Source organism: Tengunoibacter tsumagoiensis, from assembly GCF_003967535.1.
GTDB lineage: Bacteria > Chloroflexota > Ktedonobacteria > Ktedonobacterales > Ktedonobacteraceae > Tengunoibacter > Tengunoibacter tsumagoiensis.
Genome location: NZ_BIFR01000001.1, coordinates 4022005 through 4043300 on the forward strand (window position 1 = coordinate 4022005; position 21296 = coordinate 4043300).

Below are 21296 nucleotides of genomic sequence, written 5' to 3' on the forward strand. Positions count from 1 at the left end.
GCAGGGAAAGGATCATTTATGCCCAACAAGCACGAGAATCCACAAGTACAGCAACTACTTGCACAGTATCCATCACTGGCTCACGAGTTGCAAGGAATGAAGCCAGCAGCCGAAATCTCAGCGCTGCTTGAGCCAATTACTCTTCTTCCAGAAGAAGTACAGACCGCATTCTTAAAGGCCCTTGCACAGGAGAAAACGGTTGCCGCTGCCGATGTTGCAATGGCTATGAATACGATGTCATCCCAAAAAGATGTCCGTAAAGAGGCTCGCAAAACCATCATTCGTCTCGAAAGCTCGGAGATCTATCCACAGTGGACCCCACCCTCTGTGCCAACTCTTAGTCAGGCTTTTGAATTGGCAACTGAAGAGGATAGCGAGCTTCCAGACGATGCTATCTTCGCAGAATTACAATCAATCCTGGCTGGCGCAGGGAATCTCTTTGGTGGCTCAGATGCCGAAGAGACTGTTGCCACCTTTATTGATGCATGGTCCTCCGGCACTTTTGATGAAGCCTATCGTCAACTGGCAGAAACAAGCCCTTTACGCGAAGGTCTCTCAGAAGATGAGTGGGTCTCCCGCCGACAGGCCTGGAGCAATCAAGCACAGCCCAGTGGATCAAAGGTCGCTTTCATCTATACCCATGATGATGGAGACGAACCAGCGCCATTAGATGCGAAAATCGTGTATCTTCATCCAACGTCACCCGAACAAACAGGCCAACCTATCTCTGTTGAAATTGGATGGTCATTAGCTTTTGCAGAGACTCCAATTGCTTCTACGCTCCCAGAGTTACCAGTGGCTACAGCCATTTTTCAGGAGACTGGACGCCACTGGTTCTGGACGCGTTACACATTGGTTGAAGAGAACGATGAGTGGCTCATTACGACGATGACCGATGAAGGCGCAAACACACTACAAACCCCTACGGAGGTCCTTGAAGAACGCTTACAGGCACTTCAAGCACTTGCAGAGAGTCTGGAGGAGGAGGACGACGACGAGGACGATGATGACAATGAGGAGGAGGATGAAGAAGAGTTTGATGAGGACGACGAGGATGAAGAGGACGAGGACGATGAGGAGGACGACGATGAAGAGTTTGGTCAGGCTTTAGCTCAAATGGATGAGGCTATTCGCATGACGACTCAGAGCCTTCATTATTATGATGCTTTGATCTCTCAACATCCTGAAGCGCATCCAGAGTATCATCAGCAAGCTTATGCTCAAGCCATGCTCATCAACGAGCCCGAACGCGCTGCTGTCTATCTACAGCAGTTGATCGAACATGTGCCAGAGCTCCGGGGCGAAGCTCTGCGCGAACTGGCGTTTACATACAATACGTTGATTGATGCCGCTGATGATGATGAAGATGATGAGCTTGCCGAGCGCTTCCATACATTAACACAGCAAACGCTGCGACAGGCTATTGCTACCGACAACGCACCGGCTGCCTACATTCTCCTTGCAGATCTCCTGCTCGAAGATGATGAGACGCTCGATGAAGCTGCCGATCTCCTGGCAAAAGCCCAGAAGCTAACAACTGACGAGAAAGAGACAGCTTTAATTGAGGCTGGCCTGGCTGAAGTGGCTCAGTTGCGCAATCAACCAGCAGAATCACTGAAACACTATCAGCGTGTGGCTGCTCTGGCACCAGATTTTCCCAATATCTGGTTCCACCTGGGTACTCTCCATCATCAGTTGGAGCAGGAAGAGGAGGCCATTCCTCATTTATTGCGCAGCATTGAGACAAATCCAACCTTGATTGAGGCTCATGCCGAACTGGCTGCTATCTATACTGAGCTAGGTGAGCTCAAACTTGCACGTCAGGTGGTCCAGCAAGGATTAGAGGTCGATCCTGAATCGGTCGATCTGACGACGATGCTGGCTTTGACCTATATTCAGGGGAATGATCTTAAGAGCGCCGAAAAATATCTCCAGCAGGCGGAAGCTTTAGATGATGAAGGAGAAAACGAACTGGTTCAAACGGTGCGTTCTGTGCTCAATCAACAGAAAATGAAACAGCGGGCACAATCAAAAGGCCCTTCTAAGGGCTCCAGTTCACAGCACCATCATCCAAAGAAAAAGAAGAAATAATACAGATTGCTATCATGACACAGATACCAACCGAACAAACAATTACTTACCATACTGTGACATTGGGAGCGCTCACCCGCGAGGGTGAGGCGCTCGCCGAGGTCCAGACGCAGAATGAGGCTGGCGAGACAACCTCCGTTATCTATCGCGTTCCTACGGGCCTGCCTGGAGAACGTGTGACGATTGCGGTTGAGGCTCCTCCCACACCGCAACCAGGTCGCAAACGACGACGCTGGAAGCCTCGCCCTCCCAGAGTCTGGATTACAGAGGTACATCAACCTTCTCCACTTCGTGTCACAGCTCCCTGTCCCGTCTTTGGCACCTGTGGTGGCTGCCAACTTCAACACCTTCGTTATGAGTCTCAGCTAGAATGGAAACGCGAGGTGGTCTTGAAGCTGTTACAAGAGGTGGGAGGCTTTGATGATCCTCCATTGCTGGCAACGGTTCCTTGCGATGTCCCCTGGCACTATCGGAATCATATGCGCTTCTCGGTTAATCGCACCGGTCAGCCTGGACTCACGGCAAAGGGCACACATCGCGTCCTCCCACTAGAGGAATGTCCTATCGCTCATGAGCAGATCAATACGGCTTTTCGTATTGTGAAACAACATGTCAATCCCAAGCCACAGGTGCTTATTCGCTGCTCAACAACCAATCAGCAAATGCTTATGCAACCCGCGCAGAAACCAGAGGTGAAACAGCAATTGGCTGAAGCTGGCATTGAGCTCCATACCGAGACAATGGATGAGGTTCTTGGCGGCGAGACATTTCGGATTCGTCCCAGTTCTTTCTTCCAGACCAATACCAAACAGGCAGAGAAGATGGCTGCAATGGTCCAGCAAGGTCTGCTCACCTCGGCACTGGCCGAAACGACGGAACAGGCCAAAAAATTGACTATTGTGGATGCCTACTGTGGCGTAGGGACATTTGCGCTCCTGTTGGCGCGCACCGTTGGTAAAGTGATCGCGATTGAGGAGTCAGCTAGCGCCATCAAGGATGCTCAATGGAATGTCCGCCATGTCGATAATGTGGAGATCCTGAAAGGGAAGGTGGAAGATCTTCTCCCAGAGCTTTCATCACAGATCGATGGCTTTGTCATCGATCCACCACGCGCAGGCTGCATGCCCGCCGTCCTCTATGCTCTGTTGAAGAATCCGGTGGCTCGCATCGTCTATGTCTCTTGCGATCCTTCCACTCTGGCTCGCGATCTTAATATCCTTTGTAATCAACATACCATCTATCGTCTTCACTCCGTCCAACCACTCGATATGTTTCCACAAACGGCCCATATCGAATGCGTCGCTGTACTGGAGCGCAATAATTTATGAAAGCACAGGATCTCCCTATTCTTCTGGCCTCCGCTTCACCCCGGCGGAGACAGATTATTTCACAGTTGGGTCTCCCTTTTACGCTTGGTATAGCCCCCGGGGATGAAGATGCAGCTCAACTCTTTTACAAAGGGCCAGCCACCGGCCTGGCACAATGGACAGCTTTGCACAAAGCTGTGATGACGTTGACGCAGCCTGAAGCTGCCAACCATCTGGTAGTAACCGCAGATACAACGGTTATTCTGGATGATCAGGTTCTGGGCAAACCCCGCCATGAGGCACACGCTCGTGAGCTTCTGCTCTCGCTACGTGGCCGCTGGCACCATGTGGTAACTGGCGTTGTTGTAAGCACTCTTATCGACGGCGAGTTTCGCTCACGTGGAGCCAGTTGCTCTACGCCCGTGTTGATGCGAGATTACACCGAAGAGGAGGTTATGTCCTATATCGCAACTGGCGATCCAATGGATAAAGCTGGTGCCTATGGGATTCAGAGTGCCTCTTTCCAACCAACCGAACGTATTGATGGCTGCTATCTGAATGTGGTAGGGCTACCACTCTGTACGCTTGTACGCTTACTTGCAGAGTTCGATGTCCATCCAGCTACCCAGGGGAGACAGGGGCAGCAGTGTCCCTGGTCGGAGCAATGCCAGCGTTAGCGCCACTACGGGGACGCTATGCGCCAAGTCCCACTGGAGAGCTCCATCTGGGCAATTTACGCACAGCGCTGCTTGCCTGGCTCTTTACCCGCATTCAGGGTGGACGCTTTGTCTTACGCATTGAGGATCTCGATCAACCTCGAGTTAACTCTCATGCGACTCAACAGATCATAACCGATCTTCGCTGGCTTGGACTGGATTGGGATGAAGGACCAGATCTGTCTGGTCCCTTCGCTCCATATACCCAGAGTGAACGCTTCGAGATCTACCAACACTATCTCGAATGTTTACAGGCCAGCAGTCTCGTTTATCCATGTTATTGCAGTCGGGCAGAGCTTGCCCATGCCGCAACTGCTCCTCAACAGGGGGCAGGCGATGGCTCTCGGTATCCAGGAACCTGTCGCCAGCTCACTTCTGCTCAACGCCGCCGCCATGAAGCAGCTGGACGACGCCCCTCACTCAGAATCCATATCCCTGATGAGTATCAAGCCCACTTTATCGATCTGTTGGCAGGGCCCCAGCAGCAATCTGTTCAACAAGTGGTGGGAGATTTTATTCTTCGTCGTGCTGATGGCATCTTTGCTTATCAGTTTGCAGTTGTTGTTGACGATGGGCTTATGCGCATCAATCAGGTGGTCCGAGGGATCGATCTCCTTCCCTCGACTGCTCGACAGATCTTCCTCTTTCAACTGTTGCGCTTTCCGATCCCAACATTTGCCCATGTCCCACTCATGGTCGACAGCGAGGGCAAACGACTCTCTAAACGCTCTGCAAGCGCTGGTCTGGCACCACTCCGTGAGGCAGGATACTCAGCCGCCGAGGTGATTGGACAATTAGCCGCAAGCTGCGGGCTAGCCGGGATAGGGGAAATCATGACGCCATCTGAGCTCATTCTTAGATATCCTCAGCCAGAATATGATATAATCACAAAGCTGATACAGTAAGCTACCACATTTTGGAAAGGTTGGAAGGGTGCTCCTGCTCATGTCGTTGTCTGTTCCTCGTAGTTTCGGGTTTGATACAACAGGTGGTGTCGAGATCATCAGTATGATTGGGAATATTGTTCTCAGTGTTGGTGTGATTATAGCGGCCCTCATCATAGGTCTCTATCTCCGCCGCAGACTTGTTCAACTCCTCAAAAAAACGGTGTTGGATGAATCGATCAGTCAGATCCTTGGCGGTCTGATAGTTCTCTTGCCACTGGCTTTAGGGAGTGTGATCGCTCTTGCAGTCTGGCGCAATGATCTCCTTGGCATAGTCGCAGATTTTCTCCATCTCAATCCTAAAGATGTTCCAGGCCTGCTCGGAAATATTGTTGCCACTTTCTTGCTCGCTGGTCTGGGCGTTGGCCTGGCTCGTACTGTTAAAAATCTGACGATCCGGGGCCTGAGCGAGAACCGCATCGATATCAATATTCGCACCTTCATTGGCCGCCTCTTCTATACCATTACATTAGTGATCGCAGGCTTCTGGATTCTCTCCATCTGGAGTATCTCTTCCAGCAATCTCGTAGCCGCCGCCAGCGTTATTACGGTCGCTATTACCTTCGCCATTCAGGACATTTTGAAGGATCTGGTGGCAGGCTTCTATATTCTCCTTGAACGACCCTTCTTTATCGGTGATCAGATTAGCATTACCATTGCACCAACTGTCATCTATGTTGGTAAAGTCGAAAGCGTTGAGCTACGTGCAACAAAGCTACGCCTGGTTGGTGGTGAAGAGATTACCATTCCAAACGCTATTCTCTTTGGAAACGCTGTTATTAACAATACATACTATGGCGAGCGGCGCGCTACTATTATTGTGAAGGTGCACAAAGACGATTATTCACAGGAACACACGATTCCTTCAATTATTGAAGAACTAAAAAAGGTCGATAATGTCTTAGAAAAGCCTGAACCCATAGCTTTATTGAATAGCTATGTTGACAATACATTTGTCCTTGTGGTTCGCTTCTGGATTCCCAGTGGACAGACTCATGACATCTCAGAGATGGTGTATGCTCTCCATACGCTTCTTCCCAATGCAGATCTGGAAGCCAAAGAGCCAGGTGGCATGATATAATCAACCACATCGCATTGAGGAGGGGAGGTCCTTTGAGTACAGATCAATCCCAGTCATCAACACACACATTGGCCTTAATGGGGGGGACATTTGATCCCATCCATCATGCTCATCTCATTATTGCCGAAGAGGTCAGGACAACGCTTGCGCTCTCACAAATTGTCTTTGTTCCAGCCGGACATCCACCTCATAAGGCTGAGAGGGGCAGTACGCCCATTGCACATCGTATGGCGATGGTGGAGCTGGCTATCGCCTCGAATCCACATTTCTCAATTTCTCGCATCGAGGTTGACCGCCCTGGCCCTTCCTACCTGGTAGAGACGCTTCGCCTTTTGCATCAGCAATGGGAGCCACACACCAGGATCTCTTTTATTATCGGCTGGGATAGCCTGGAAGATTTCCCTCATTGGTATGATCCCTCAGGGATCCTGTCTCAGTTAGATCAGCTCATTGTCGTTCGCCGTCCCGGCTATACGACTGACTTAGACTACTTACAACGGCTAGAAGCTCGCCTCCCAGGGCTCCATGAACGGCTCTTGATTGTTGAGATACCCCAATTAGATATCTCTTCTACCAATCTTCGCCAACGTGTAGCTTCTGGACGCACGATTAAATATCAGACACCTGAAGCTGTTGAACGCTATATTATAGAGAATGGTCTTTATCGACCACCTTCATAACGTAACAGAAAGTTATCAGTAGTATGCAACCATAGAGAATGGTCTCTATCGACCACATTCATAACGTAACAGAAAGTTATCAGTAATATGCAACCAATGCAATTTCAACTGGGCGATCGGCTTCGCCTCCGCAAACAGCACCCATGCGGCAACTTCGATTGGGAGGTTGTACGTTTAGGCGCTGATATCGGTCTGCGCTGCGAAAAGTGCGGACGACGCGTGCTCCTTCCTCGCTCTGAGGTCGAGCGCCGCATTAAACAGGTGCTGCCACGCTTGTCCAAAACAGACGATTTTTTCGATGAGGAGTAGAAGAGGCGTTATTGCCTCTTCGTGGTCTGGCTCACCTGATTGTCTCTCGTGGTTTTTCTTTGTAGGTCTTTCCGTGGTTTCTCTATCACACTATGCATAAGGATGTATCGCTATGGCCCTAGTGCATTCAGGCGATGGCTTTCTCTCTCTCCTCAAGAAGCGAGATTTTCTCCGTCTCTGGTTAGCTCAGTTGATCTCTATGACGATTCTCCAGGCCTCCAATTATGCAATGATTATTCTCATTGAACAAAAAACAAATTCTACAACGCTGATTGGTCTGGCCATTATTAGTTTTAGTCTGCCTGCGGTCCTCTTTGGAGCTCCTGCCGGTGTCTTCGTCGATCGTCTCGATAAGCGGCTGGTTCTCTGGACCAGTAATTGTCTTCGTGCAATCGCAACGTTTCTTTTTGCTCTTATTTTGCTGACCAATAACACCGGACTTATTCCTATTTATCTGCTTACTTTTCTTATCTCGACCATTGGTCAGTTTTTTACTCCTGCTGAAGGGGCTTCCATTCCCATGCTGGTGAATGAACAGGAACTTATGCCGGCTCTTTCTCTGTTCAATATCACGTTTATGCTCTCTCAAGCTCTGGGATTTATTTTACTGGCCCCTCTGGCACTCACACTCTTGCCTACGCTCTCTTTTCAAGGGCTGGTCATTAATTCAACCATCCAACTCTATCTTTTGATCGGTGTGCTCTATCTGATCTGTGCAGCCTTGATTCTGAGTATTCCACACGCTCACTTACAACAACGGTTGGATGCTCCCGCTGAAAAAACACGGCACGCTTCAACATGGAGTATCTGGGCTACTGTCTGGCAGGAGATGAGCGAGGGATGGCGGTTTGTTCGTCGCGATACGTCTCTATTCCTCGGGGTGGTTCAGCTCTCTTTTGCTGGTGTCTTAATTCTGGTCATTGGTCAGCTCGCTACGCCTATTGTGACAAAACTTCTCTTGCGGGATGCTAATACGATGCCTCTGGTCTTTGCACCTGCTGGTATTGGGCTTGTGGCTGGCTCAATCTTTGTCCCCACTCTCTCGCGCAAATTGGGAACATCCCGCACGATTCTGTTTGGCACATTGACGCTTACAGTGGCAACTGTCCTTCTCCCTGTGCTAACGCTTTTAGCACGCTTCTTTAATCCTGCTCATTGGAGCACCGATCCACTGCTATTTATCCTAGTTGCTTGCTGTATGCTGGTAGCTGGTGTGGCGTTAAATCTGGTGAATATACCCGCTCAGGCCATTATGCAGGAACGATCACCAGATTGGATTAAGGGGCGCGTTCTCGCTCTCCAGCTTGCCTTTTATAATGCCTGTTCGATCCCTATTATCCTCTTCATTGGGGCGTTTGCTGATTACTTTGGCATGGTGAAGGTGCTCTTTATTCTGGCTGCCAGCGAGATTCTGTTTGGCTTCTGGGGTTTCTCCTATGAACGCAGACATTCATCCTCTGGAACTGAGGATGTGCAACGCGGGCTGTCCGAAGAGGCCGATCAGCTTTCTCAGCCTTCGCGAAATTGATTGACGGATGAGATTATTGTGTTTACAATAGAAACAGAAATTGTGTTTGTCTTCGTGAGGGAGCACAGAATTTATGCCCAATGCGCAGATCATGACTGAAATCGCCCCCTATCAATCCTGGTTAACAATTGCCGGTGTCTTTGTGCTCTTTGGTCTCTTGCGCCTGACACGAAAGGGGCTACGCAGGAGGGTTGATGAGTCGGGCTATCGGCTCTTTCGCTCAAAAGGCCCCCTGATCTGGTTCTGGTTGAATGCCCCCGGAGTGATTATTCATGAGCTCAGTCATGCATTTGTGGTGCTGCTATTCTGGCCCTTTGGCTTTCGTATTACGAGTATTACGCTTTTCCGTATCAAGCCTATTCCACAGCGAAATGCATATGGTCAGGTTATGCGTGGTGGGCCCGCCTCTTTACAATTGGGTGAGGTGCAATATGTTCGTCCTCAAAGGGCTCTGATGAGCTTTGTTGGTGATGGAATAAGTGGGGTTGCCCCTCTTCTGGGAGGGACCGCTGCGTTTATCTTTCTCTACTGGGTCGCAACAGGCTACAATTTGTGGGATATTCCGCTTGATAGCGTCCACTCTTCTTTCAAAATTTTGCGCCCCGGCTGGCCCTGGTGGACTCTTCTCTTTGCTCCCTATCTGATTTTAACGGTGACCTCAGAGCTCTGGCCTAGCCGCCAGGACTGGCGTGGAGCTCGCTGGTTTGTAGCGATGCTGACGGTGCTTCTGATCTGTGCGGGCGTTGCTATCTGGTACTATAACCTGACCTCCGCTGTCTTAACGATTGCCACCTTTGCAGCTTCACGGCTCGATTTCGCTTTGCTTATCCTGGTCGCGCTAGATCTGGTCTTTCTGGTTATTGCTGAGGCCATTGTTCAGCTTCTACGATCTTGAATGGCGTTGCAGGAACCTCTTCTTACCAGGAGAACTTTTCAATTAAAAATGAGCGGCTATAGTGCAATAAGATTGGGCTGCCGTGAGGACATACAGCCGGGACGGCAGCTTTTGCAAGAGCATGCAGAAGCGTTCTCTGCTCACCACTACTTAGTTCTCTCCCACGCCGCAGCGCTGAGCGACAGGCCAGACCAATCAGTAGCTGGTCCTCCCAATCGGTGCTATCCTCTGCTGCTAGTGTCGCTAACTCTTGTAGATGCTCTACAGCCTGCTCATGACCAACAGGAACAGAACGAATCAGAAAGCTTCTCCCTCCAAATCGCTCACACTCTATCCCTAATCCACGTAATAAGGGAAGACGTTGTTCCAGCAGGTCGGCTTCATAACGCTTCATCTCGATCATGACTGGCTCTAACAGAAGATGCGCATCAGAGACCTCTTCTTTGTTTCTGTTCCCCGTTGAGGTACTACGCAGGTGCTCATAGATAACCCGTTCGTGTGCCCGATGCTGATCAATAAGATACAGGCTGCCATCTGACGCTTCTGCCAGGATTACTGCCTGCTGAAGTTGCGCCAACGGATGAAGGCTGGCAATGACCTCAGCAGTCCCTGGTGGAGCGCTTTCTGCTCGATACCCTTCTGCGGTCTCTGCTACGTGAAGCCCACGTCGACGCACACCCGGTAAACGCCTCTGGCTCGCTAAGACTGGACCCGGAAAGTGAAGCGCTTCAGGCGCGACTGGATTATGCTCCAATACACTCTGCACAGCCTGGGTCAAGACTCTGGTAATCTCTTTTTCATACACCAGTTGTACCTCTGCTTTGGCTGGATGAATATTCGCATCCAGTTCTGGCGGCGGTACTTCGATATGCAAAACAAGCAAGGGATGTTTTCCCTTCGGCAACAGACTGCGATACCCTTGCTCCAATGCCTCTTGTAACCCACGCGAGTTAACCAGGCGTCCATTCACAAAGAGGGTGAGATATTGTCGATTATGCTGAGCCAGGATGCGATTTCCAAGATACCCATAGAGGCGATAGTGAGCTCCATCACTCAGCTCAATAGGGCTCAAGAGCTCTTTCAGTGAGAGATGATAGAGCTCTGTCAGAGCTTCAACGACGCTCCCTGAACCACTTGTTTGCAGGGCCAGATGTTCGTCCAGGATCAGGGTGAAGCGGGTTGCAGGATAGCCCGCAGCATATTTTCGCACAAGCTGAAGAATATGACTGTTCTCTGTACGAGCCCCACGCATAAAGCTCAGACGGGCAGGTACATTGTAAAAGAGATCACGAACGGTGATAGTCGTTCCATGCAGGCGGGCCCTCCTGCCACGCTGTATCATTTCATTGCCGCGCAAGGTGATCCAGAAGGCGGCCTGCTCATCATCCTGCTGTTCAGCCTCTACTGTACGACTCAAAATGGTAATCTCTGCAATTGTCGCAATGCTTGCCAGAGCTTCACCACGAAAGCCGAAGGTGTGTAACGCGCTCAGATCTTCAAAAGTTCTGATCTTGCTCGTTGTATGCCGCTGGCAAACGGCTTCCAATTCGTGTTCGGGAATTCCATAGCCATCATCGGTTACTCTAATCATGCGCAGTCCACCGCCACGAATCTCAATGCGCAGCTCATGTGCTCCCGCATCCAACGCATTCTCAAGCAGTTCTTTTACCACTGACGCTGGACGCTCGATGACTTCACCCGCCGCTATACGCTCTGCTACCTCTAGTGGCAGGGTCTGCAATTGAGCTCGCTCAAACGGCTGTTCCCATGGAAGATCGATTGGTTGATCTGCCTTCATTTTCCGCCCCTACTCCTCTTTCTCTGCTGCAAAAATAAGAGATGAAGCGCATCCAACGGAGTAATGGCATACACATCTATGAGATCCAGCTCAGCTTCGCGATCATCTGTCTGATCCAGCGCCTGGGCAGCCTTTCTCGCTTCGTCACTCTGCCAGTCATATCCACCCGATCCTGGCTGAGTATTCATGCCTCTCACGACCCCCTTCGTCTCTGCGACCTGTCTCCGAACGGAGCTGGCTACTGCTGCTCTTCTATCTGCTGAGCTCAAGGCCATCGGGGTCTGTGCAGGCTCGCTCCCACGTCCAGCCTCGAGCAGTTCCAGGACATGTTCAGCACGTTTGACGATACTTAATGGCATACCAGCTAATTTAGCGACATGAATACCGTAGCTTCTGCCTGCACAGCCTGGCATGATTCGATGCAGAAAGACGATGCCTGTCTCCTCATCATCGCTAATTGCCATCGTATACACGCTTAAGTGAGATAGTTCGTCGGCCATTCCTGCCAGCTCATGATAATGGGTTGCAAAGAGGGTGCGAGCGCCAATCTCATTATGCAGATGCTCAACAACGGCGCGGGCAATTGCCAGCCCATCATAGGTGCTGGTGCCGCGTCCAATCTCATCGAGAATAATCAGGCTATGTTGTGTAGCATGATGCAGAATGGTTGCTGTCTCTTCCATCTCCACCATAAAGGTACTTTTCCCCGATGCAATATCGTCTTCAGCACCCACACGCGTAAAGATGCGATCAACGAGCCCGATCCGCGCCTGGCGAGCTGGCACAAAGCTGCCAATTTGAGCGAGCAGGGTGATCAAGGCAACCTGTCTCAGATACGTCGATTTTCCCGCCATATTTGGTCCAGTGAGCAGAAAAACGCGCTCACTCAGATCAGCCTCTAAACGCGTGTCGTTGGGAATAAAGACGTCGCCATCTAAGCCTGCCTCGACAACAGGATGCCTTCCACCAACAATCTCAAGGCGATGCCCTTGCTCAAGCAGCGGTCGAACATAGCCTTGATGAGCCGCAACCTCTGCCAGACAGACCAGCACATCCACACGGGCCACCGCAGCAGCAGTGCTCATCAATTCAGCATAAAAGACGCCGATCTGGCGCAAGAGATCGGCGTAGATGCTCCGCTCCATCTCTTCAATGCGTTCGACGGCGCTCAAAATTAAGGCCTCATGCTCTTTGAGTTCAGGGGTGATAAAACGTTCTGCGTTGACCAGCGTCTGCTTGCGCATATAATCGTCTGGGACCAGGCGAGCGTTGGCATGGCTGACTTCGATATAATACCCAAAGACTTTATTAAAACCAACTTTGAGCGATTTAATGCCCGTTCGTTGCCGCTCACGCGCCTCCAGTGAGACCATCCAGCGCCGCGAGTCTCGAATGGAGCTAAAGAGCTCATCTAACTCTGCCTGATAGCCAGGTCGAATGATGCGGCCTTCATCCCCACTCTCGTCCTCTTCGTCGCTCCTCAGCAAGGCTCGATCGATCAGTGCGCCTACCTCTGGACAGCCACTAAGCTCTTCGCTCAATGCATGGAGCAAGGGGGCGTCACAGCTCTGCAACAGATCGCAGAGTCTGGGCATAAGCGCAAGATAATCGCGCAGGCCCAATACTTCGTTGCGTACTGCTGTCCCCTGCCGTATTCGGCCCGCTACCCGTTCAAGATCTCCCAGCTCCTGCAAACAGCTACTAAAACGGTTGCGTAGAGCTGGACTTCCATACAATTCTTCGACGCTGACCAGCCGAGCATCCAGTTCTGTAAGATCCAGCAGAGGCTGAGTAATGGTACGTCGCAGCTGGCGCGCTCCCATGGGGGTGATGGTACGATCCAGGACTCCCAACAGGCTTCCTGCAACGGTATTACTGCGTGTTCCATGCAGGATCTCCAGGTTGCGCTGGGTATGAGCATCAAGGATCATGTAGCTGGTGGTGCGATATGAGCGCAGCCCTGTTAACAGTGAAAGGAGAGAGACATTCATCTTTTCTAAGTAGGCGATGATAGCTCCCGCTGCGGCTACTGCCTGCGGCTCATGTGCACAGCCGTAAGCCTCTAATGACTGTACTCCAAAGTGGCGGCAGAGCCGCTCTTGTGCTGCTTCGTGTTGAAAAAAATAGGCGGGACAATGGGTAATGGTGATGGTCTTACCAGGAAATTGATATCCGTCACTGGATCTTCCCTCCATCAGTAAGCATTCTACCGGAGCCAGCCGCTGCAACTCGGCGTCCAGTGAGACGGGGAGCTCATCGGCAACAAACCAGGTGACCATAAACTCGCCTGTGCTAACATCAACCGCCGCCAGAGCCGTCTGACCTCGCGCTGGTGCAATGGCTACAAGATAATTGTTCTGTCGCGCTGGGAGCAAATTGGGCTCTGAGAGGGTCCCAGCCGTCAGAATACGGCTCACGGCTCTCTCAACGACGTCTCGCCCCTTCGTAACTTCACCAACCTGATCGACGATAACGACTTTGTAGCCCCGCTGAATCAGCTTTCCTAGATAATTATCCAGTGCATGTAAAGGGATCCCTGCTAGCGGGACTCGCTCTCGCCCTTTCCCATAGGATCGTGAGGTGCGCACAATCTGGAGTTCGCGGGACGTAATATAGGCGTCGTCATCAAAGGTCTCGTAAAAATCACCAACTTGATAGAGAAGTATCGCATCGGGGAACTGTTGCTTAAACTCAAGATATTGCTTACGCGACGGGCTGATACTGGACATTGGCAACGCACCTCTACTTCAACACATTTGTGCACATATTCCTTGAACACATGTACTTTATCTCATTCTCGATGTGTTGTCAAAAAGCAGTACTTGTAGTACTGGCACTGCTGTTTTTTTAAAATACGATCCAACAAATGCAACACAATCATGCGCTACTTTGTCACACAATCAGACATGATGCATCACTCCCCTCCGGGCTCTCTCCACATTCACCACGAAAAATGAGAATAAATTAACAGACTGGCTCGCTTCTTTATGGTATACAATCACCAGGAGAAGCTTTTACCATCATCTCCTGATGATCTGGAATCTTTCCTTTTCTCCTGGCCCAACTACTGTACAATGAAGGATGTCAATAACATGCCAGCACAGAATCTCGATGCTCCAATTATAGCTGTCACGGTCTACACTGATCGCGCACTCGTTACACGGCAGTGCACACTTCATCTCTCATCCGGAACACACGATCTCCGTATCAATAATCTTCCTCAATTTATACGCGATTCTCTCCGCGCATCTGGTGAGGGTCCCCAGGGGACGCGCATTCTTAACGTTGATGTCTCAAAGGCTTTCTACAGCCAGCCGCCCGAAGCCTCTCTACAAGCGTTACAGCGAGAGATCGATCTGCTCGTTCAGCAGAAGGAGCTGCTTCGGGCACGTCAGGATTCATTAAACGACCGCCGCCAATGGCTCCGTTCTCTCGGCGAACAATCCCACGATTTTGCGAAAGGGCTGGCTCAGGGGCAGATGAAGCCTCAGGACTGCAGCGATTTCTTCCAGTTTATGGCGACTCAATCTTTACAGGACGCTGAAACTGCCCAACAGCTAGAATTGCAGATACACTCTATTGAACAAGAAATTCAGGCCAGGTATCGTGAACTTCGCCCACAACAACAGACGACCAGTCCGGATCGCCTTGCAGCCAATGTGACAATCGAACTGGCTCAAGAGGGGGATGTAACGATAGCCGTCTCGTATATTACGAAGAATGCTTCCTGGTATCCACAGTATGATGTTCGTGTGCAATTTCATGATCAACCAGGCGCAGGGACGGTCGAACTGACCTACCTTGGAATGGTTCGTCAATCAACTGGTGAGGCATGGAATGCCGTTCGTCTCTCGCTTTCAACGGCCAGGCCAAGCCTCTCTGCAACGTTACCAGAACTACAGCCCTGGTATCTCAATGTTGTAACACCGATGGCATTTGGCAAAATTGCTCCTGGCTCCTTTGCACAATCGGCTGGAGGAGCTCCAGCCCCCTCACGCTCTCGGCTGATGTCCTCTGATGAAAGTGCTTTAGATGATTTTGCGGATACGCTTAAAGAAAAAAAACTTGACCTTCCTCCGCCTCCAGTTGCGGCTGAAGTCGCGACAGCAAACGTTGAACAGACTGGAACTGCTCTCGTCTTTCACATTGGTCACTCAGTCGATATTCCATCCGATAACTCGCCACATAAGACAACCATTGCTCGCCATGATCTTCCTTGCCAGTTTGATTATGTGACTGCTCCTGCTCTGGAAAAAGATGCCCATCTGCGTGCTACTATCACCAATACCGCAGAACAGGTTCTCCTGAAAGGTGAGGCCAATATCTTCCTGAGCGGAGAATATGTTGGAACAACTCAGGTCAGACAGACGGCATCCAATGAACAATTTAAGATCTTCCTGGGCATCGATGATAGCATTAAAATTACACGTGAGCCAACAGAACGCTCGGTTGAGAAAGGAAATCTTCTCCAGAATGATCTGCGCCGCAACATTTATGCCTATCGCATTACTGTTCATAACTATGCTCACGTCGCCCGAAAGATCGTTGTTCGTGATCATCTACCCGTCTCACAACATGAACGCATTAAGTTTAAGCTCCAATCGATCCAGCCTCAGCCGACAGAGCAGACAAAGCTTTCGCTCCTGACCTGGGAATTTACGCTGGCTCCCGATGCTGAACAGAAAATTGACTATCGCTTCCTGGTCGAATATCCACAGGGACTCCAGATCACTGGCCTTCCCCCAACAGGCGAAGTCGAAAACTAAGCAGAACACGACAACTTCTCTGTCGAAGGAGAAAAGCAGTCCCCCTCCCAAGATTATTTTTATAACAGAATAATCTTCAGAGGGGACTGATTTTCTCCTTGTAGATTTTTTTAACTCTTGAGTCTCGACCAGGAACAATCGCACGTTATTGCGTTCTTACAAACTCAAATAGTGATACTTTCAGGCTCTCTACTATCCCTGTTTCATGCTTACAAAATGTAAACAGCTCTCCATCAAGCGGGCCTCCTCTTCCGCGAAAGCTTTGCTCTCCCTCTTTCTCTAATCTCGATTCACTCCCATCAGGGGCCTGCACTTTTAACATGGTTGGAGTAAACAGAATACGCAGGGTCTGAGTCAGATTAAGCTCAGTATACGCTCCCTCATAGCATTGCCAATCAAGCGGGATCGGCGCAAGAGCTCGCTCTCCATCCTCCTGTTGTCTCAGTTGATACCTCTCAAAGACAGGAAGCAATCGCTCCAATACCCCTCGGCTGACCCCATTAACTGGACTACCAACATTGGTCAACAGGATCATTCCCAGTTTCAAGGCTGGCACCAGAAGTAAATCTGATCCAAAGCCAAATATTCCTCCATCATGTCCGACAATTGTATACTTACCCAGACGCTCTAGAAACCAGCCTAACCCAATCGCATTTCTCCATTCTTGATTGAGAAAAAACGTTGGACTGTGCATTTCTCTTATGCTTCGCCCATCAAGTATGGGAACATCAACGGAACTTCCTGTGCTCTCAGTCCGAAACTGTAATGCGATAAAACGCTCCATATCCTCTATTGAAGAGTACAACCCACCGGCTGGCTTCATCCCTCCTGCTTCAAAGTAAGGGGCAATCTTTTGTGATCTTTCAGATCCATGAGAAGCTACGTAACCTGTTGCCAGATAAGGACGCATCTCATCACGAATGGAAAAAGCTGTCATTTTCATACCAAGTGGATCTAAAATATGGGTCTGTACCATCTCCTCATAGCTCTGTCCACTGATTCTGGCTAACGCATGTCCCATCAATGAGATACCCAGATTTGAATAACGATGCTCGGTCATTGGAGGAATAACCAGCTTTGGCGTAAACATCTCTTCCAATAAAGGTGCAATCACTACATCCTTTTCTTGCCTCAAACTTCCCTCAGAAAAATTAGGGAAACCAGCAATATGGGCCACTGTCTGCCGAAATGTTGGAGGGCGTACCTCCCCAAATGCCGAAACAATCTTTAGTTCTGGAAGATAGGCTGTCAGTGGATCGTCCAGATTCACTTTTCCTGCGTCTCGCATCTGTAACAACAATGTTGCTGTAAATAATTTGGTGATTGAACCGAGGGCGTAGATGGTATGAGAAGTGGCCGGGACTTTTTTTTCATGATCCGCATAACCATATGCTGATGACAATACAACATCTTGATCGTGCATAATGCCAATAGCAAAACTGGGAAAGTGATGCTCTATCATGGCCTCATGCAAATAGACATCCAGCTGGTCTATACAAGCTTTCATTTCCGGATCATCGGTAACAATAGACATTCTTAATCCCCTCTTTATCTCGCTATGATTTCAAGGATCTTTCCTTGCTCCAGTCCCAAACAGCACTCCACACGCGCTTGCGTTGGTATACTTCGAACTGTTACTACGACTGCACGTTGTCCTGCAATCTCACGCTCCTGCTCAAGTACAATCTGCATCCTGGGAAAACGAAGCCAGAAACGTTGTACCTCTGCCTGAGCCAGGATAATTCCTTCCCAGGAAAGGTAAGAGGAGAAACGACACTGTTCACAGTCTGCAGAAAAACCAGGCTGAAGCTCCTGGCCTGGAATTGAAAATGGCTGGGAACACCAGACAACCGATGAATGACAATAGGGACAATATCTTAACCCTTCTCTCATTCCATTCCACGCTCCAGCAAGCCAATCAGAAAGATGTGAGAGGAGGCGTTTATACCCTTTTGCAGTCCCAAATAACGCTTTTGGGATAGTTGTATGAATGGTTGAAGCAAGTGACGCTGGCACACAACCAAAGCAGATAAAGTGCAATTCCGTTACTGTGCTACGCACAGATAGATGATGCTGACCACAGTGCGGACACCAGAGGTGTGTATCCTGCCATCCCTTCTTCCCTGAGAGCATTATGTATCCATCCAGTTTCTGATTTTCATGCAGAATCTGATACAATGCTGCCTTTGCACGTTGCAGCCGCATACTGGCAGCCGCAACACTAATCTTTGCCTGGATCGCAATTGTGCCAGGTGACATTTCATCGTAGTAACGATGAATGAGCAACTCTCGCATAGCTGGCGATAAGGTATCCAGAGCATGCTCCAACAGTTCAGCAATCTCTTTTGCCTCAAGATCCTGTTCTAAATCCATCTGGCTCATAAGTGCTGTCTCTGCTTCTCCCTGAGTGAGTTGGCTGATTGACGTTGCATGATGTTTTTGCTGGCGCAACCACATCAAACAACGATTACGAGCAATTCCAAACATCCAGGAAGCAAGACGTGCCTGATCACGCAGTTCGTGCTGATGCACCCATGCCTCCAGCAGTGTCTCCTGAGCAATATCTTCTGCTAAAGCGCTATCTCCTATCATCTTTAAGCAGAACCGTACTAGTGATGGGCGCAACCCCACGAGCGTAAGATCGTCAAGCATCCAGTTTTATCCATTCTAGAGTGTATAATATCCACTATACACTTCGCTCTTGCTTCTGTTTCAAACTACTAGTATGATGCACAAAATGAAAAAAACTAACGCTCTAAAGATCCGGAGATGACAATTCGTTTCACAGCCTCATGCGACCCAACCATGACAGATAAATAAGAGTGCATTAATAGTAAAGAGTGCACACGACAATGGAAAGAGCACACTTCTCACACGCTCATTCTTACACCATATCGCCAGCAGGATGTACAGTGGAAAAAGGACAAGCATAAACCGTGGCGATGACGAAAGTGGATAATTTATGCCTTGAATTGGATGGAGCAGTGCAAAAAAGATCATTGCAGTCGTAAAGATACTGTATGTCAATGGTAGCCTCTTCCACCAGAGTACAAGAGTTATCATCGGGAACAGGGTAAAGAGAAAATCCATCACATTCTCTTCAAAGTTCTGACGCCAATACACAAAAGATTTCAATACATCGACAAAACCAGCCCAGGGGAAATTTAAGGAGCGCCCCCAGGAGACTTCAGCCACAGTAAAGGCCAGCATATTCCCCTTAATCATGCCCAGATAGCTCATATAGAGCAGCAATCCCAAAGGCACCAATAAAGCGGGCATGAGACGCCCGACTGCCAGACGCCAGTTCACTCTCCTCTGCGCCACATAATCTTGTAAAAGGACGACCAGAAAAGGTAGAACAAGAACGATTCCAACCGAACGCGTCAGTGCCGCAACAAAGCCGCAAGCACCAGCTAACCACCAATGCCCGCGCTCTAAAAAAGTAAAGAGAGCGACGCAGAGCAACAGGAAAAAGGCTTCACTATATCCAACAAAGAAGAAAAGGCCATAGGGACTTAAAGCCAGCAAAAATAAGGTATTCTTCCCTATATCAGCCCCAAATCGTCTGGCCACCAGCAGATAAAGCAGGACCAGAGCTCCATAAAAGCTCAGGTTTGTTAGAATCAAACCAACATAAAAAAGAACTTGATAGGGATCCCCACCATGATCTCCCACCAGATGCAGAACAAGGGGCCATGCAGGAAAAAAGGCAACGAGATCTTGTTTATCCGTGTCAGATGGATAACCACGATGAGCCACATCCACAAACACTCCTACGTCCCAGGTATCCCAGGCATCAAGACAATGCTTGATATCTATTGCACACTGCGTTGGAAACGCCACAATCTTTACCCAGACCTTCTTCTCCTGCACTATGTGTTGTTCCTGAGAGAAAGAAGGAAAGACGCTGGGCCCAATAAAGGTCACGAGCAGCAAGATGAAACGGCTAATCGCAAAGATCCAGCCCCGCCTCTTTACAGGCTATTTTCCAGAGCGAGTTGTTCTTTTCGCTTACGATCTCTTCTTGATATTCTACAAGCATTCTTAGTTTCCTTACCGTTATGCTCAGGGGTTCTGACCGAAAGAGGTTTTCAGTAAGAGCCTCCTAAAGATCAGTGCTGGACCACACGAATAAAATCTGCCAGCACATCGTAAGCGGTCACATCGGGTCCTGCTGTACCACTATTGGGAATATGTAAGGCGATCGTCAGGCCTGGAATCACGTCCAACTCAAAATGAGAGAGCAAGCCAGCAGGTCCAATAGTGGTGAACGGATCGCCAGGCGTAATCTGCTCAGGCCGCACCCAGGCCTTCACTCCTCCTTCAGTGCGCTCGATCCCCGCAACCAGTTTATACGGTCGACCAGCCAGACTTGCCTTCTGAATCTCGTCAACACTCAATCCGCGGATACCCTGCACTTCAATGGCTTCTAAGGGGAGCTCAACCTCCATGAGAACCTTTGCAATGGCGCAGACCTTAACCGCAGCATCCCAACCATCAACATCGGCACTGGGATCGCTTTCGGCAATACCGATCTCTTGAGCTTTTTTAATTGCATCTGCAAAGCTCTTTCCTTGCTCGATCTCCGCCAGTACAACATTACTGGTTGAGTTTAGCAAACCTCGGAAGCGAAGCAATCTGGCAAGAGGTAACGATGCTTGAAAAAGGGAAAAGAGTGGAGAGCCAGCCATAACGGTAGCTTCATAGAGAAATCTTTTGCCTCGCTCACGGGAGAGGCTCTGTAGCTCATGATACCCATGGACAATCGTTCCTTTATTGGCTGTAATCGCATGGATATCGAGCTCTAGAGCCGTCCGAATATGCTCAATAGCAGGTTCGCCAGTCTCAACGTTCAGCGAGGTCAGCTCAAATAAGACATCTCCACGCGCTGCAATTAACCATTCGCGCACATTGGCTGGCTGCCCTTTCTGTTCAGGCCATTCGCCTCTCAGGAGTGCGGCTACGTCCAGACCTTCTGGATCCGCAAGCCAGCCAATGCGTCGGGAGGCCACACCAGTCACCTGCCATTCGACCTCATACTTCTCACGTAGCTCATCTCTCTTCTCTATTAAAAGCCGTAACAGCGATTGGCCCACATTTCCAAAGCCTACGATACACAGACGATAAAATTTCATTTTTGTTAGTTCCTTACGTTACAGTACATGAATGGTTGACATCAAG

At 49.6% G+C, this 21296-nt stretch carries 16 protein-coding genes; 10 read left to right on the forward strand and 6 right to left on the reverse strand.

Features of this window, described 5'->3' with window-relative positions; translation table 11 throughout:
* The first annotated feature begins 18 nt into the window (after positions 1-18).
* The 9 genes from EL628_RS15835 to EL628_RS15875 all read left to right on the forward strand — a co-directional run bounded on the left by EL628_RS15835 (position 19) and on the right by EL628_RS15875 (position 9551).
* On the forward strand, positions 19-2091 hold the full coding sequence (locus EL628_RS15835) for a tetratricopeptide repeat protein (protein ID WP_126580895.1): 2073 nt from the start codon (positions 19-21) through the stop codon (positions 2089-2091).
* Positions 2092-2105: 14 nt separating this feature from the next.
* Positions 2106-3419 carry a class I SAM-dependent RNA methyltransferase gene (locus EL628_RS15840; protein WP_126580896.1) on the forward strand — a complete coding sequence of 438 codons (1314 nt, stop codon included), beginning with the start codon at positions 2106-2108 and terminating at the stop codon, positions 3417-3419.
* Positions 3416-4075: a Maf family protein gene (locus EL628_RS15845; RefSeq protein WP_126580897.1), complete on the forward strand. Its 660-nt coding sequence runs from the start codon at positions 3416-3418 to the stop codon at positions 4073-4075. Before EL628_RS15840 ends, EL628_RS15845 begins: the two co-directional genes overlap by 4 nt.
* Complete coding sequence (gluQRS, locus tag EL628_RS15850; protein WP_126580898.1) at positions 4045-5019, forward strand: tRNA glutamyl-Q(34) synthetase GluQRS; 975 nt, start codon at positions 4045-4047, stop codon at positions 5017-5019. Before EL628_RS15845 ends, gluQRS begins: the two co-directional genes overlap by 31 nt.
* Positions 5020-5059: 40 nt before the next feature.
* The gene (locus EL628_RS15855; RefSeq protein WP_126580899.1) at positions 5060-6139 is read left to right on the forward strand and encodes a mechanosensitive ion channel family protein; all 1080 of its coding nucleotides are present in this window, start codon (positions 5060-5062) and stop codon (positions 6137-6139) included.
* A 32-nt stretch (positions 6140-6171) separates the two neighbouring features.
* A complete protein-coding gene (gene nadD / locus EL628_RS15860) occupies positions 6172-6819 on the forward strand; it encodes a nicotinate-nucleotide adenylyltransferase (protein WP_218028929.1) in 648 nt (215 codons plus the stop codon).
* Between the two features lie 87 nt (positions 6820-6906).
* The gene (locus EL628_RS15865; RefSeq protein ID WP_126580900.1) at positions 6907-7128 is read left to right on the forward strand and encodes a DUF951 domain-containing protein; all 222 of its coding nucleotides are present in this window, start codon (positions 6907-6909) and stop codon (positions 7126-7128) included.
* Positions 7129-7240: 112 nt separating this feature from the next.
* Positions 7241-8656, forward strand: coding sequence for an MFS transporter (locus EL628_RS15870; protein ID WP_126580901.1), 1416 nt, complete (start codon positions 7241-7243; stop codon positions 8654-8656).
* Between the two features lie 73 nt (positions 8657-8729).
* The gene (locus tag EL628_RS15875) at positions 8730-9551 is read left to right on the forward strand and encodes a hypothetical protein (RefSeq protein WP_126580902.1); all 822 of its coding nucleotides are present in this window, start codon (positions 8730-8732) and stop codon (positions 9549-9551) included.
* Between the two features lie 22 nt (positions 9552-9573).
* Here EL628_RS15875 and mutL read toward each other — a convergent pair whose 3' ends face one another.
* Positions 9574-11349: a DNA mismatch repair endonuclease MutL gene (gene mutL, locus EL628_RS15880; RefSeq protein ID WP_126580903.1), complete on the reverse strand. Its 1776-nt coding sequence runs from the start codon at positions 11347-11349 to the stop codon at positions 9574-9576.
* Positions 11346-14078 carry a DNA mismatch repair protein MutS gene (gene mutS, locus EL628_RS15885; protein ID WP_126580904.1) on the reverse strand — a complete coding sequence of 911 codons (2733 nt, stop codon included), beginning with the start codon at positions 14076-14078 and terminating at the stop codon, positions 11346-11348. The genes mutL and mutS overlap by 4 nt, the downstream gene beginning before the upstream one ends.
* 363 nt (positions 14079-14441) lie before the next feature.
* Between mutS and EL628_RS15890 the strand changes: the two genes are divergently transcribed.
* A complete protein-coding gene (locus EL628_RS15890; RefSeq protein WP_161975538.1) occupies positions 14442-16115 on the forward strand; it encodes a mucoidy inhibitor MuiA family protein in 1674 nt (557 codons plus the stop codon).
* Between the two features lie 145 nt (positions 16116-16260).
* Here EL628_RS15890 and EL628_RS15895 read toward each other — a convergent pair whose 3' ends face one another.
* The 4 genes from EL628_RS15895 to EL628_RS15910 all read right to left on the reverse strand — a co-directional run bounded on the left by EL628_RS15895 (position 16261) and on the right by EL628_RS15910 (position 21250).
* Positions 16261-17649 carry a serine hydrolase domain-containing protein gene (locus EL628_RS15895; protein ID WP_126580906.1) on the reverse strand — a complete coding sequence of 463 codons (1389 nt, stop codon included), beginning with the start codon at positions 17647-17649 and terminating at the stop codon, positions 16261-16263.
* Positions 17650-17663: 14 nt separating this feature from the next.
* Entirely contained in the window at positions 17664-18767 is a 1104-nt protein-coding gene (locus tag EL628_RS15900) for an RNA polymerase sigma factor (RefSeq protein ID WP_126580907.1), read from the reverse strand.
* Between the two features lie 138 nt (positions 18768-18905).
* Entirely contained in the window at positions 18906-20042 is a 1137-nt protein-coding gene (locus EL628_RS15905; RefSeq protein ID WP_245994252.1) for a mannosyltransferase family protein, read from the reverse strand.
* Positions 20043-20227: 185 nt separating this feature from the next.
* Complete coding sequence (locus tag EL628_RS15910; RefSeq protein ID WP_126580909.1) at positions 20228-21250, reverse strand: homoserine dehydrogenase; 1023 nt, start codon at positions 21248-21250, stop codon at positions 20228-20230.
* Positions 21251-21296 lie beyond the last annotated feature (46 nt).